Below are 12,849 nucleotides of genomic sequence, written 5' to 3' on the forward strand. Positions count from 1 at the left end.
ACAATGCCGCAGCTCTCATCGAAACCGGCATTGGCGCCTCGGTGGAAGTGACATGGGATAGCGTGCTGAAAAAATTCATCATCACGTCAGCGACGGCCGGCGATGGAAGCTCAATCACGTTCGCCACGGACGGAACACTGGCAGAAGGTCTGAAGCTAACTGAAGCCACCGGCGCGGTAATTTCTCAGGGAGCAGAGCCGGCGGTTGTTGATGACATCTTTACCGCAATTCTTGCAACCGAACAGGACTGGGTCGCTTTCTCCACCACATTTGCGGTAACGAAAGACCAGGCTAATGCGTTTGCTCTGTGGGTTAACAACCAGAACCACCGCTTTGCCTATATCCCGTGGGACTCAGCAGGTACCGCTATCGTGCCGGGCAGCTCTAATGCTCTGGTGTACGACATCATCAACACCTACGCCTACAACGACACCTGCCCGGTTTACGGATATCCGAACCATGCAGCAAACGTGATGGGGTTTGTGGCTGCGCTGAACTTCACGCAGGCCAATGGGCGCTGTTCGCTGAATGGTCGCCAGGTTTCCGGCCTGCTGCCGATGATCAGTAACGATACTGATTATGAGGCGGCCAAATCCAACGGGTACAACTTCTATGGCAAGTACGCTGCAAACGCCGTAGAAACGAACCAGTGGACTCCTGGCACCATTACAGGTGATTTCGCATGGTTGGACGCATGGGCCGGTCAGGTGTGGATTAACGCGCAGTTGCAGGCGGCTCTCGTTGCGTTGTTCCAGCAGGCATCCAACCTTCCTTACGCCACGGCCGGAAAGGCACGCATTGAGTCGTGCATGAAGCCGTATATCGAGCAGTTCAAAACGTGGGGTGGTTTGACCGCCGGAACCGATCTGGATCAGTCTCAGCTCGACCAGATTAAGGCTATCACCGGTGTTGATGTCTCTGATGCACTCATGGCCGACGGATATTACATCTACATTGGCCAGTTCACCGCAGCAATGCGATCTGCACGTACCAAGCCAACGGTTTACTTCTGGTACACCGACGGCGGCATTATCCAGGGCATTACCGTTAACAGCGTGGAGGTGCAGTAAATGTCCAATCAGAACATCACTTCAGCTGATGCGGTTATCACTCTGGTCATTGCTGAGCTTTACCCATCCGGATTTAACCTGGAGCAGTTCGAAGCACAGAACATTTTCGACATGGGTGATACCGACATGGCGGAATATCAGCGTACTGCCGACGGTAAATTGCTTGGTGGGTTTGTTTATGGCGACCTGCCGTGGACGTTTCACCTGGCAGCCTCTTCTCCGTCGATCCAGTATATCGATACCTGGCAGATGACGCAGATGACTGCTAAATCCGTTCTTCGCGTTAACGGGACGGTGATCCTCCCATCGCTGGGTAAGAAGTACACCATGACCAACGGCATACTGCAGCGAGCGCGCCGCATGCCATCAGCCGGTCGTGTTCTTCAGCCGGTGACCGGGCTCATCCAGTGGGAAACCGTCACCCCAGCAAACTACTCAGCATAAGCAATCAGCCCGGTTAATCCGGGCTTTTTACACCCAAATTTCACCGCGCACTCACCGCGCATTCCAGTCCTGAGACCATTCACAAAAGCGACCCCTGAGAACGCCATCGTAGCATGGTGCGCTCGGGCATGGCCGTTCTGGTGAGACAGGGGTCTCTTTTTTGAAAGGTAATCACCATGCAATACCCAACTGTATCAGTAAACGGCGTTTCTGTTCGTGTCGATGGAGAAGGGCGCTACAACCTAAACGATCTGCATGCTGCGGCTGTGGCTGAAGGTAAAGCCACTGAATCTCAGCGACCTGGTGAATTCCTTAAGACAAAGCAAGTAAGGAGATTCGTACAGGCCCTAAGCGATGCGAAGAAAATCGCATCAGTGTTAACCGTTAAGGGTGGCTCTCTTCAGGGTTCGTGGGGGCTGGAGTTAATTGCCATCAGGTATGCAGCATGGCTTAACCCATTATTCGAGATAAAGGTATATGAGACATTTCAGATGCTCATCCGTAATGGCATTGACGCCATGTCTCGCCTGAACAAAATCGACCACATTATCAATACTGAAACCAAAGCGATCAGCCAGTGCGCAAGCAGGATGGCGAAGTGGGGAGTTGGTGGCCGCAAGCAATTACTCCACGCAGCACGCGATCGTGCGGCTGATGAAGTGCAGTTGTATTTGCCTGGCATCGCATAATTTTGGAATAGCCCACTTCGGTGGGCTTTTTATTGCCAAATAATCAATTCAGGAAATCAAAATGGCGCGTAAAAGTATCGTATTCACGGTTGAAGCTGATAACCGTGACAAGGGTAAGCAATTCAAAATCACCGAGATGCCGGCTCGTAAGGCTGAAGAGTGGGCGATCCGCCTGGCGTGCGCTGTCATTGGCGCCGGGGTGACTGTTCCGGATGACATGATGGTGGCCATTGGCGCTGCTGTCGCTCCTGCACCTTCCGAAGACAATTCAGAAGCGCGAGAACTGTATGAAAGCGTGATGGCAAGCGGCATGGCTGGGCTGGCTCAGTGGGGGATCACATCTCTGGCTAAGGTTCCGTTTTCTCAGTCAAAGCCTTTGCTGGATGAGTTGCTGGGGTGCGTGAAGTTTGTCGGCGGAAACGGCATCGAAACGCCGCTTGTTGATGATGGGCAGATTGAAGAAATCAGCACATGGTCTCGCCTTAAAATTGAAGCATTCAAACTTCACATCGCTTTTGTAGCAGCCACCGCAAACTAAAACTACCCCTGTCAGTCCCGGAAGATTCTGCTCGAGGATTTTTGCAGTACGAAAACGTGCCGCGAAGCATCGCCGCGGTTATTTCCGGGAGGATGGCGACACTCCACGAGCTGGACACGGTATACGGCGTTCAGGACATGTGGTGGCTTATAGAAGTGATGACCGTGGATAACACAAACAGAGCCATAGCGGAGAGTGACCATGGCAGCAACGGTAATTGACGCCCTCCTGGTTACGCTGGGGATTGATGCTTCTAACTTCCGCAAAGGGCAGAAAGAAGTTAGCGATGACCTGAAAAAGCAGCGTGATGATGCCAGGAATACCGCCAAGGAGATGGCAGAACAGGGCAAGAAAGCGGCATCGTTCTTCAGCAGTATTAAGACTGAGCTTCTGGCGCTGACCGGAGTGACAGTCACTGCTGGCGGTCTGATGAGCTTTGTCAAAAACACGACGACCGGCCTGATGGATTTATCGATACAGTCTAAGGCGTTGGGGTTGTCAGCTCGTGAACTCGATGGATGGTCAAAATCAGCTGAGGCAGCAGGTAGCTCCGCTGAGAAAATCAGCGCATCGCTGCAGGGATTTCAGGGAGCGATTCAGGGGGCTAGAGTTGGTGATTACAGCAGCTCTATTTTCGGTGGGTTAGCACAGTTAAATGCGCTGACAGGGCAGAATTTTGACGTATGGGGACAAGATGCCGATTCTCTGGCCAGAACCTCTCTTGAGGCGCTACGCAAAATAAGCGACCCCAATCTTCGTCGTCAGGTGGGTTTGAGTCTTGGATTTGATGATGCCACCCTGCAGCGCAACCAGGAAGGCAAGTTCCTGCCTGACGTTGATCGCCTAACCAAAAGCTCTGGCATAACTGATGCATCCACCAATGGGGCTAAAGAATTTACCGCAGCCTGGGCAGAGCTGGGGCAAAACCTCGACACGATAAAAAATCAAATTTATGAAGGTCTGATACCAACCATTCGAGACCTAAATGGACTGCTAAAAGAATGGTCATCAGGAAATGTTAAATCGTCGTCTTTCTTCAAAGAGCTGAAGAAAGATATCAACGACATAACGGGTATTGATTTAGGAGACTGGAAGCTTTCTGACGATCTAAAAAATCTGAAAGATAACTTCTCCATGCTTGGGCGAACAATAAGCTACCTGGTTAATGCTCTAAACGAAGTCAATAATGGTAACTTCTCTAAGGCAGCTGATGAGTTTAAGAAGGCATGGTACGGAACTGAGGATGGGAAGCCGACCGGAAACGATGCGCTGCCCGGAGTGACAAGCAACGCAAAGAGCACTTACGAAGACAGCACCTATAAAAAATATAATGACCTCCTGAATAAATATCTCCCGGAATGGATGGGTGGCACTCCGTCAGCCAGAAAGAGAGATCAAGATGAAAAGTCTTACTGGGATACAACAAAAGGACTGCTTTCTAAAATAGCGGACGCGATTGTTACTCCTGCTGGTGCTTCTTCTATGGAGACAAATACTGAAGGGTATCAACCAAATATCCCACTCAATGCTCAGGCTGCAAAGCTTGGCGAGAAGGGGAGGGCATTCCTTCAGGCTATGACGGGTGAGTTCGGCGCGCTGGAAGGGAAGTATGGACTTCCTGCAGGACTTCTTTCTTCGGTAGCTGCAACAGAGTCTGGTGGAGATCCGTTTGCTGTATCAGGCGCAGGGGCAAAAGGTCTGTTTCAGTTCATGCCGGGAACTGCGAAGGATATGGGACTGAAAGGTCGTGATGTTTACGATCCGCATAAGTCAGCAGAAGCTGCAGCAAAATATCTCAACTGGCTGCAGGATATGACGGGCGGAGATTTGGAGGCAACATTAATGGCATACAACGGTGGAATTGGTACCTTGCGGAAGAAAGGCAAGGAAGGCATGCCACTTGAGTCTCGTCAATATGCGCCTAAAGTCATGGCTGGCATGCGCCCAGGAGCTGGAATGGCGGTTGACCGTGCAATGCCCGGACAGTCCGGAGCAACTTATCAATTCTACGGTACCAAAATCACCACTCAGGCCCAGAATGTGGAACAGCTTACCAGTGACATCAAAAAGCACGGTGACAACCGGGTCATGTTGATGGCTGGCTACTCAGGACAATAAACCATGTCGTTTTCTCTGAATGTCTCGACAGTGCTTTCCGCCATTCAGGGAGGAAGCCTGTTATCTGTGCTAAACAGTGCATTGTCACCCACGTACAAAATTACCTACAACACGGTTGATGAGTCTCTGCTAACCGCGGCGGCCGGGCAGGAGGTCTTCTCTCCTTCCGGCTGGGTTAGTGTTGATCGGTACGGTGACGCTGTGGTGACAAAAGGTCCGGTAGAGAAGGGGCGGTATTCCTCCTACAACAAAGTTCGCCAGCCATCTGAACTAAGGGTTATTTTTGCTCTCGAGGGTTGGACGGCTTACTCCGGATCGCTGCCTAATCTGACTAACTTTTCATTGCTGAGTCGTAACAACTTCATTCAGAAACTGGATGAAATGAAAAACACCGCCAGCACCTATGATATCGAGACACCAGATACTGTTTATTACGGCTATGATCTGACCCATTTTGATTACTTTGTCGGTTCCTATCGCGGGCAAACACTTCTCATGGCGAACTGCACTTTTGAGGAGATCATGAATACGGGCGACGTGATGCTCTCCAATGCTGTAATAGAAGGTCCTCCTACCAGCAATGCCAAAACCAATAATGGTTCTGCAACTTCGACCCAGGTAATTACCGGCTCCACTAAAGATGTGTCGCTGAGTGATGTTAAAACCGCCTGGTCAAGCGCTGAAACGTCGCTGTCCAGCGCCTTACAGTCAACAGGCGGGGCAATCGTATCCGGGGTGAACTCGGCAGCCGAATCTGTATCCCAGGCGTGGGACAGTTCATCAACTGCGGTGGCTAAGCAAATAAAAAGCACTGTGTCTGACTTTCTGGAAAAGGTGATGTGAAATGCAGGAGATCAGCCTATCACCATCCTTGTCTCAGAAGGTTTATGTCACTCTCGGTGGACAGAACTGCGCTATTAAGCTTCACCAGCGTTCAACGGGTTTTTACGCTGATTTGTATGTTAATGAAAGCCCGGTAATGCAGGGCGTCTTGTGCCTTAACTGCACATACCTTGTGCGTTATTCATACCTTGGGTTTAGTGGAGACCTGATTTTCGTCGATACGAAAGGTGACGCTGATCCTGCTTATTACGAAATTGGTACTCGCTTTAAGCTTTACTACGCAACCAGTGAAGAGGTGAGTCGATGAGTTACAAGGAGAGAGAGCTTACCGTATCGTTCACCCTAGCTAACGGGACATTTGACGGAGGTGTTGGAAATACGCTGACGGTTAAAGGGTTCAAATGTGAGGCGGCAATATCAGCGTTTGGTGGAGCTACAGGCACTATGCTTGAGCTTAGCTTATGGGGTCTGTCTCTTGACAATATGGCTAAGTTGACCACGAACGCCCAAAAGATTATCGCCTCAGAGCAAAACTCCATTCGGGTTTATGCCGATGACAACCGAGTTTTTTCTGGTTCAATTACTTCTGCCAGAATCAACCTAAACCAGATGCCGGATGCGCCCATTGAGATAACGGCTGCAGCTGCCGGGAAAGAGCGACTGATCCCTTGCGAACCAACTTCTATTCGAGGAGATGTCGCCGTTGCTGACATGATTCGTGCGCTCGCTTTCAAGGTTGGACTTAATTTTATCAACGTTGATGTGAAAAGCATTGAGTCTAATCCTGTTTATAAAGGCAACGCGATAAAACAGATACTTGAAATTGCTGCTGCTCATAAAATAACAGCCAATATCGACTTTGGCACAGTAACAATCTACACCGGTAAAAAGCCTTCAGACTCAGTTGTTCCATTAATTTCTCCAGATCATGGGCTGATTGGATACCCCATCTTTTATGATATGGGAATCAACTTCAGGTGCATCTATTCCCCGGCGATAAAGCTGAACACAAAGATAATACTTGAAACAATGCTTCCGCATGCGAGCGGTGAATGGATCATTCAAGCAGGTACGACGCATTACCTTTCCTGCAAAATCCCTGGGGGTCTATGGGAAACATTTGTAGTGGCTGCGCCTGGTTATCTAATTAAGGGAGAAGGAAATGCTGACCAACCAGAATCCTGAGTCCGCGTCATGTCAAGGTAATGCGGTAGCGTCAATCATAGCATCCGTAATGGCTGGGATGTCTTTTATAGATATAGTGCTGGTAAAGGATGTTGACGGCGATACTCTCACCATTCTCCCGCTTGTTAATGATGTTGACGTGTCCGGCGGATCAATTTCAAATAATGATGTTTACCAGATCCCTTTCCTTCGGCTTCAAGCTGGAAATAGTGCAGTTAAAATGGCACCAAGGCCAGGAGACATAGGACTGATCGCCATTTGCGACAAGGACACAACCAACGTAAGAAAGTCAAAGCGTGGAGGCCCAGCCCCTACGCAGCGCCGCCATTCCTATTCTGATGCGGTTTACATCACGGCGATTGCCAGCTTGAACGATGAGCCGACGGAGTTCGTGGAGTTCACCGGCAGCGGCATAAATATTAAGAGTCCTGGGAGGGTAAACATAAATGGCCTGAAAATCCATCCCAACGGCCAGCTTGAACTTGTCGATGGTTCAATCGTTGATGGGCATGACCATGGCGGGGTAGAATCCGGAGGAAGCCGAACAAATCCTCTGGAGCCGTAACAATGATAAAAAAGTATTTTCTTCTCGCGCTTTCGTTTTCTTTGTCAGGTTGTGCCTTATCCCCTAACGAGGCGGTAAACTACCAGAAAGAACATGATTTTGAGAATGTAACATTCCAGACTAAATCTAACGAAAGGCTGTCTGTGTTTAATTTAAGACATAAATTCAAGAACATAACAGGAATGGAGCTTCCAAATCAAAACACCTATGAATGTCAAAGAGATGCATCATGTTATTACGGAAAGTATGCTAGTGCTTATGATTCTTTAATGGAAAAGCACCAAGAAGAAAAAGATAAACAGAATAAGATAGTCGCTAAGCAAAAAGAAGATGAATGTCAGGCCAGCAAAGAGTGTATGAACAAGAGAGAAGTTGATGCTGCATCTTACACGTTAAATAGTATTTACTATTCTCTGATGGCTCAAAATCCATACTTGCAAGCTGATTACGATGCCGCTGTGAGGCGCATGTGCAGGAGCGCCGGAGAGGCTCAAAGAAATGGCGTTTCCCGTGAGCAAATGCAGAAAAATATTGATTTGGTTGAGGGGATAGCTCCGGGAGTAAGATACCAGATTAAACAGGTCGCAGAGTCTTGCTGGAAAATGAGCAAGTACGGCGTACCAGACGGCACCACGCAAATCCGGTCAATGTATTGAGAGCAGCCCACCCAGGTGGGCTTTTTGTTGTCAAAACGATGCGATATGTGATCTAAATCCGATAGCGCACAAAATGAGGATGGCTTTGATGCCCTCCAAAACGAAGCCAGAAGCGCTACAAGAGGCGATAATTGAAGACGCGTCCTGGTACATGGTGATTTTGGGTGTTTTTGGGCGATTTCTAAGGCCATTATGAGGATGATAGATTCAACCAAAGGTTGAAGGATTACCATTAAGGTAATAAACTCCATGTCAAGTGATGGTTGTAACTGATATGGGTTTGTTCTTGAGTGGGTTTTGGAGGAGTTATGTTTAGCGAAGAAAAAGTAGCTCAAATGGCTGCTTACCTACTGTCGAAAGACGGTGGGCGCATGGCATACCTAAAACTTATCAAACTGCTTTATCTTTCTGATCGGCAATCTATGGGCGTTTATGGAGAATCTATAAGCGGGGATAGATTTGTCGCTATGAAACATGGTCCCGTTCTCTCGCAAACCTATGATCTTGTCAAAAATGGCGGGGAAGACGAAAATGGCTGGAATCACTGGATACGTGGCGCAGAGAATTATGAGATTGAGCTTAAGCCAATGGTTGTTTCTGTTGAAGATTTAGATGAGCTGAGCGAAGCTGATATCGAAATTCTCGACAGCATCATGGCTGAGTTCGGTCATATGTCCAAATACCAGATACGTGATTTTACGCATGATCATTGTGCGGAGTGGCAAGACCCTGGATGTACGTCTGTGGCGATTCCTCCTTCAGCCACTTTTGCAGCGTTAGGCAAGCCCTCTTTAACGGCTTCAGCTCTTCAGGATCGCCTTTTCGAACGCGAGCAACTAGACCGGGCATTGTCTGTATACAAATTTAGGTAGCAGATGAATACATTCATCCCTTTAGCAAAAGGTTCTATTTTAGTTCCATCTGGAAGGGATAAGCATCTGCATATCATTTGCAATGATCCTGTACCATACCCTAAGTATGCTAATGCTGAATCGGTGTTATTGGTCAACATAACAACACTTTATCCAGAGCTACCATATGACGAGTCTTGTATTTTAGACGTGGGTGATCATCCATTCATAAAACACCAAAGCTTTGTTTATTATGCAAAGGCGGATATTTATGCCGCCACCAGTTTAGTAGCAGGAGTCCAGGCGGGAGAGCTTAAGATACGGCAAGCCTGCCCTGATCCAACGTTTACTAGAATCCTGTCAGGGTTTGAAGTTTCCAAAAGAGTCTCTGGTAAAGTCAAAAATTATTATCAGAAGTATATAGTTAAATAACCCGCTATCCGGCGGGTTTTTGCTTTCTGTAGCCACCAAATCACAAACCTCGCTCCGGCGGGGTTTTTTTATGGGCGCAATTCATGAAAACCACGTCATTACTGCTCGATACGGACACCTGGGACCTGGTCGTTGACGACCTCGGTAACATTGCCACGGTAGACAATCCCTACGCCTGCGCCCAGGACGTCGCCACGGCATGCCTAGCCATCCGTGGTGAGTGCATCTACGAAAAAGACACCGGAGTTAATTACAAAGAGCTGCTGAACGTTAAAGCCAGCACTGGTGCGATGGCGGCAGCGCTTCAGATTGAGGCGCTTCGGATGAACTACATCTCCCAGGCTGAAGCAACGCTGGTTAATGACCGAGATACCCGCCGTGCCTCCGGCGTTATAGCCATAGTCGACACCAATGGACTCATTTCAAACATTGTCCTGTGAGGGAAAAATGACGACAGTTTCAACAGCGGTACCTGCTGTAACATTCTCGTTGACCGGTCTGGATGTTCCTGATGAAGGAGACATCCTCGCTGGCCGCCAGGCGGATTTAAGTTCAGCGTTCGGCACAGCTCTGAGCACCAACCTCAAAACCCCTCAGGGCCAGCTTGCTGTGACTGACACCGCCATAATCGCGGACAAGAACGATCAGCTTCTGGCTATCGTGAACAATATGAATCCTGATTTCGCGTCCGGGCGCTTTCAGGACGGAATAGGGCGCATCTATTTTATCGATCGCATCGCCGCGGCGGGAACGGTTGTTACTGCTACGTGCTCCGGTGCCGTTGGTACGGTTATCCCTGCGCAGTCCTATGCGACTGACGATAACGGGTATATGTACGTGTCGCTGGCGGCCGGGACAATTGGCGCTGATGGGACTGTTAAAATTGAGTTTCAGAACCTGACTACCGGTGCGATAGCCTGCCCGATTGGCACGCTGACGAATATTTATGTCGCGGTAAGCGGCTGGTCGAGCATAACCAACGAAACCGCCGGAGTTCCGGGTACGGACGTTGAGGGGCGCTCTGCTTTCGAATACCGGCGTCGGCAATCAGTGGCGCGTAATGCGTTCAACACTGCTGCGGCGGTAAGGGCGGAGATCCTTACGGTTGATGGTGTACTGGATGCGTATGTCATCGATAACAAAGAGCCCGAACCGGTAACGAAGGGGTCAACTAATTACAGCCTGCTCGCCAGCTCAATTTATATCGGCGTATACGGTGGTGCTGCTGCTGATATCGCGGCAGCCATCAACAGAAAATTGCCACCCGGCACTGTTATGAATGGTGATACCACCGGCACGGTTTATGACACCGAAAACTATGACGCACCTTATCCGGATTACACCTACAAATGGAAAACACTGGATGCAGTGAGTGTTCATATCAAAGTTGAGTACGAGGCCAATGACGGCCTGCCATCGGATATCAACTCACAGATTAATACAGCCGTTCTGAACGCATTCACTGGTGCAGATGGCGGTAACCGGGCGCGTGCCGGTGCACGAATTTACGGCAGCCGGTATATCGGGCCAATTCAGGCGCTCGACGCGCAGAACATGAACGTTCTTTCGGTCCAGATCTCTCTGGATGGAACAACCTGGTCGAGTGCGCTGACCGTTGGCATTGATCAGGAGCCGACTCTCGATGCGACAAACATCACAACGGAGGCGGTAAGTGAATAATGTCGACTGGACGATCTACGCGCAGTATGTCAATGCAACGCGCCTGCGGTCACTCATTGATACGTTTAACGCTTCTGTGGCACCAGAGGACTGGATTGACACCTTCTACGATGTCGTTTTCAACATCGAGACCTGTGAAGACTACGGGCTGATGTGCTGGGGGAAAATTGTCGAAGTAGGCCGACTGCTGACCGTCACACCCTCGCAGCAGTTTTTTGGATTTGGTGAAGCCACCAGTACACCAGCTGAGCTTACCGATCCCCAGCCATTTAACCAGGCACCGTTTTATACCGGAACACAGGATACCAATACAGTCGTTCTGAGTAATGATGCATACCGCAAGCTGATCATGTGCAAAGCGATGGCGAACATCAGCGACTGCACCGTGCCGGTCATGAACCGCATGCTGATGTACATGTTCGGCGACAGCGGGCGGGCTTACGTGCGTGGCGATGGTAACCATGTCATGAGCTACGTCTTCGAGTTCCAGCTTTCCGAATCTGAGCTGGCCATAGTGCAAAGCTCCGGCGCGCTTCCTTCCCCTCCAGGGGTAAAAGTTAACATCGTTCAGGAGGTCTGAATTGAATAATTCAGCCATACCGTCACGTCTGACGGTTGTATTTTCTGCGAGCGGCGACAAAAACACGATCCCGGTCAATTCCACTTCTGAAACGCTGGCTGACGGTCTGGCGGCGATGGACTCCGGTTTCCCGCCACTAACACGTATCGCACTCTCTGCCGGAGGTAAGCCACCACAAGGGCAGGATTTTAACGGTATTTTTAATGACGTTTATACGCGCCTACAGTGGAGTGATGCGGGGATGGGTTATCCATTTAACGCCGCGTTCAGCACTGCAATTTCCGGATATCCCAAGGGGGCTATTGTTCCCGCCTCCGATTACTCGGGACAATGGCTAAACCTGAGCAATGGTAATTCTAATAACCCGGAATCTGCATCTGGTGCAATGACAGGGTGGGTACCTCAGGATAGCTATGGCATAACGTCGATCACCGGACTTGCCGCTTCGAGTGTAGTGTTATCTTCCCTCCAGGCCGCAAAGGAAAGAATCATCCTCACTGGCGCGCTGACAGCAAATATTAATCTTGTATTTCCGGCGTGGATTAAGGTGTGGGTTGTACACAATAACTGCACAGGACCATATTCTGTTACATGCAAGACGGCGTCAGGAAACGGGGTTGTGGTCATTCCTGGTCTCGTGTCGCGTATTTTCTGTGATGGGACAAATATCACAGATGAAACTATGTCCACTCAAACAGATTTGGTGGGTAGTGTGGCGGCGTTCGCCGTAAACTCCGCCCCGAATGGATGGTTGGCAGCTAATGGACAGGCCGTCAGTAGGAACGTTTATGCGCGCCTCTTCTCCCGAATCGGTACTACCTGGGGGGCCGGAGATGGCAGCACCACATTCAATCTTCCTGATGCCAGGGGTGAGTTTATTCGTGGATGGGACAATGGTCGCGGTGCTGACTCTGGCCGGACATTCGGTAGTGCGCAAAAAGGGACGATCGTCGGCGGCAAGGATGACAATGACGACGGGGCGAATATTTCATTTCTCGCTAACGGTAACGCTGTCGATTATGGAAGTGACGCAGTGCTGTTTTCCAATTATTCAGGAATCAAACCTTATTACCTGAATGCAGAAGAAAAAACTTCCATTCCTTCATCTGCACAAAATGCATTCTTTAGTGTCACTCGTCCGCGAAACATCGCATTGCTGTACTGCATTAAATATTAATCCCCCAATCTTAATTAATAG

Annotated in this window: 16 protein-coding genes; all 16 read left to right on the plus strand. The window is 49.5% G+C overall.

The features are described 5' to 3' along the window. The coding region (locus EDF73_RS20160) for a DUF3383 family protein (protein ID WP_132730837.1) at nt 1–1,070 on the plus strand (1,070 nt) is incomplete at its 5' end. Beyond that, complete coding sequence (locus EDF73_RS20165) at nt 1,071–1,514, plus strand: hypothetical protein (protein ID WP_132730838.1); 444 nt, start codon at nt 1,071–1,073, stop codon at nt 1,512–1,514. A gap of 176 nt (nt 1,515–1,690) precedes the next feature. Further along, entirely contained in the window at nt 1,691–2,203 is a 513-nt protein-coding gene (locus tag EDF73_RS20170) for a KilA-N domain-containing protein (protein WP_132730839.1), read from the plus strand. Between the two features lie 61 nt (nt 2,204–2,264). Then, nucleotides 2,265–2,741 (plus strand): hypothetical protein, encoded by a 477-nt coding sequence (locus EDF73_RS20175; RefSeq protein ID WP_132730840.1) that lies wholly within the window; start codon nt 2,265–2,267, stop codon nt 2,739–2,741. Between the two features lie 201 nt (nt 2,742–2,942). Further along, complete coding sequence (locus EDF73_RS20185; protein WP_132730841.1) at nt 2,943–4,859, plus strand: lytic transglycosylase domain-containing protein; 1,917 nt, start codon at nt 2,943–2,945, stop codon at nt 4,857–4,859. 3 nt (nt 4,860–4,862) lie between these two features. Then, entirely contained in the window at nt 4,863–5,702 is an 840-nt protein-coding gene (locus EDF73_RS20190; protein ID WP_132730842.1) for a phage baseplate protein, read from the plus strand. A 1-nt stretch (nt 5,703) separates the two neighbouring features. Next, nucleotides 5,704–6,009, plus strand: coding sequence for a hypothetical protein (locus tag EDF73_RS20195; protein WP_132730843.1), 306 nt, complete (start codon nt 5,704–5,706; stop codon nt 6,007–6,009). Beyond that, on the plus strand, nt 6,006–6,887 hold the full coding sequence (locus tag EDF73_RS20200; RefSeq protein WP_132730844.1) for a hypothetical protein: 882 nt from the start codon (nt 6,006–6,008) through the stop codon (nt 6,885–6,887). Before EDF73_RS20195 ends, EDF73_RS20200 begins: the two co-directional genes overlap by 4 nt. Next, the gene (locus EDF73_RS20205; RefSeq protein ID WP_132730845.1) at nt 6,865–7,452 is read left to right on the plus strand and encodes a hypothetical protein; all 588 of its coding nucleotides are present in this window, start codon (nt 6,865–6,867) and stop codon (nt 7,450–7,452) included. The genes EDF73_RS20200 and EDF73_RS20205 overlap by 23 nt, the downstream gene beginning before the upstream one ends. 2 nt (nt 7,453–7,454) lie before the next feature. After that, nucleotides 7,455–8,108, plus strand: coding sequence for a hypothetical protein (locus tag EDF73_RS20210; RefSeq protein WP_132730846.1), 654 nt, complete (start codon nt 7,455–7,457; stop codon nt 8,106–8,108). A 308-nt stretch (nt 8,109–8,416) separates the two neighbouring features. After that, nucleotides 8,417–8,980: a Panacea domain-containing protein gene (locus EDF73_RS20215; protein WP_132730847.1), complete on the plus strand. Its 564-nt coding sequence runs from the start codon at nt 8,417–8,419 to the stop codon at nt 8,978–8,980. Between the two features lie 3 nt (nt 8,981–8,983). Then, entirely contained in the window at nt 8,984–9,391 is a 408-nt protein-coding gene (locus EDF73_RS20220; RefSeq protein WP_132730848.1) for a hypothetical protein, read from the plus strand. Nucleotides 9,392–9,474: 83 nt separating this feature from the next. Then, nucleotides 9,475–9,831 carry a hypothetical protein gene (locus EDF73_RS20225; RefSeq protein WP_132730849.1) on the plus strand — a complete coding sequence of 119 codons (357 nt, stop codon included), beginning with the start codon at nt 9,475–9,477 and terminating at the stop codon, nt 9,829–9,831. Between the two features lie 7 nt (nt 9,832–9,838). Continuing rightward, nucleotides 9,839–11,071 carry a baseplate J/gp47 family protein gene (locus EDF73_RS20230; protein ID WP_132730850.1) on the plus strand — a complete coding sequence of 411 codons (1,233 nt, stop codon included), beginning with the start codon at nt 9,839–9,841 and terminating at the stop codon, nt 11,069–11,071. Continuing rightward, complete coding sequence (locus tag EDF73_RS20235) at nt 11,064–11,651, plus strand: DUF2612 domain-containing protein (RefSeq protein WP_132730851.1); 588 nt, start codon at nt 11,064–11,066, stop codon at nt 11,649–11,651. The genes EDF73_RS20230 and EDF73_RS20235 overlap by 8 nt, the downstream gene beginning before the upstream one ends. Nucleotide 11,652: 1 nt before the next feature. After that, nucleotides 11,653–12,828, plus strand: coding sequence for a phage tail protein (locus EDF73_RS20240; protein WP_132730852.1), 1,176 nt, complete (start codon nt 11,653–11,655; stop codon nt 12,826–12,828). The last annotated feature ends 21 nt before the right edge of the window (nt 12,829–12,849 follow it).

Origin of the sequence: Klebsiella sp. BIGb0138 (assembly GCF_004342285.1) — a bacterium.
Classification (GTDB): domain Bacteria; phylum Pseudomonadota; class Gammaproteobacteria; order Enterobacterales; family Enterobacteriaceae; genus Klebsiella.

Bases quoted from the DNA above. Each gene is read 5' to 3' on its own strand.
- EDF73_RS20175 (WP_132730840.1), top strand. From the start codon at position 2,265: ATGGCGCGTAAAAGTATCGTATTCACGGTTGAAGCTGATAACCGTGAC.
- EDF73_RS20205 (WP_132730845.1), top strand. From the start codon at position 6,865: ATGCTGACCAACCAGAATCCTGAGTCCGCGTCATGTCAAGGTAATGCG.
- EDF73_RS20215 (WP_132730847.1), top strand. From the start codon at position 8,417: ATGTTTAGCGAAGAAAAAGTAGCTCAAATGGCTGCTTACCTACTGTCG.
- EDF73_RS20220 (WP_132730848.1), top strand. From the start codon at position 8,984: ATGAATACATTCATCCCTTTAGCAAAAGGTTCTATTTTAGTTCCATCT.
- EDF73_RS20225 (WP_132730849.1), top strand. From the start codon at position 9,475: ATGAAAACCACGTCATTACTGCTCGATACGGACACCTGGGACCTGGTC.
- EDF73_RS20190 (WP_132730842.1), top strand. From the start codon at position 4,863: ATGTCGTTTTCTCTGAATGTCTCGACAGTGCTTTCCGCCATTCAGGGA.
- EDF73_RS20185 (WP_132730841.1), top strand. From the start codon at position 2,943: ATGGCAGCAACGGTAATTGACGCCCTCCTGGTTACGCTGGGGATTGAT.
- EDF73_RS20230 (WP_132730850.1), top strand. From the start codon at position 9,839: ATGACGACAGTTTCAACAGCGGTACCTGCTGTAACATTCTCGTTGACC.
- EDF73_RS20165 (WP_132730838.1), top strand. From the start codon at position 1,071: ATGTCCAATCAGAACATCACTTCAGCTGATGCGGTTATCACTCTGGTC.
- EDF73_RS20210 (WP_132730846.1), top strand. From the start codon at position 7,455: ATGATAAAAAAGTATTTTCTTCTCGCGCTTTCGTTTTCTTTGTCAGGT.
- EDF73_RS20195 (WP_132730843.1), top strand. From the start codon at position 5,704: ATGCAGGAGATCAGCCTATCACCATCCTTGTCTCAGAAGGTTTATGTC.
- EDF73_RS20170 (WP_132730839.1), top strand. From the start codon at position 1,691: ATGCAATACCCAACTGTATCAGTAAACGGCGTTTCTGTTCGTGTCGAT.
- EDF73_RS20200 (WP_132730844.1), top strand. From the start codon at position 6,006: ATGAGTTACAAGGAGAGAGAGCTTACCGTATCGTTCACCCTAGCTAAC.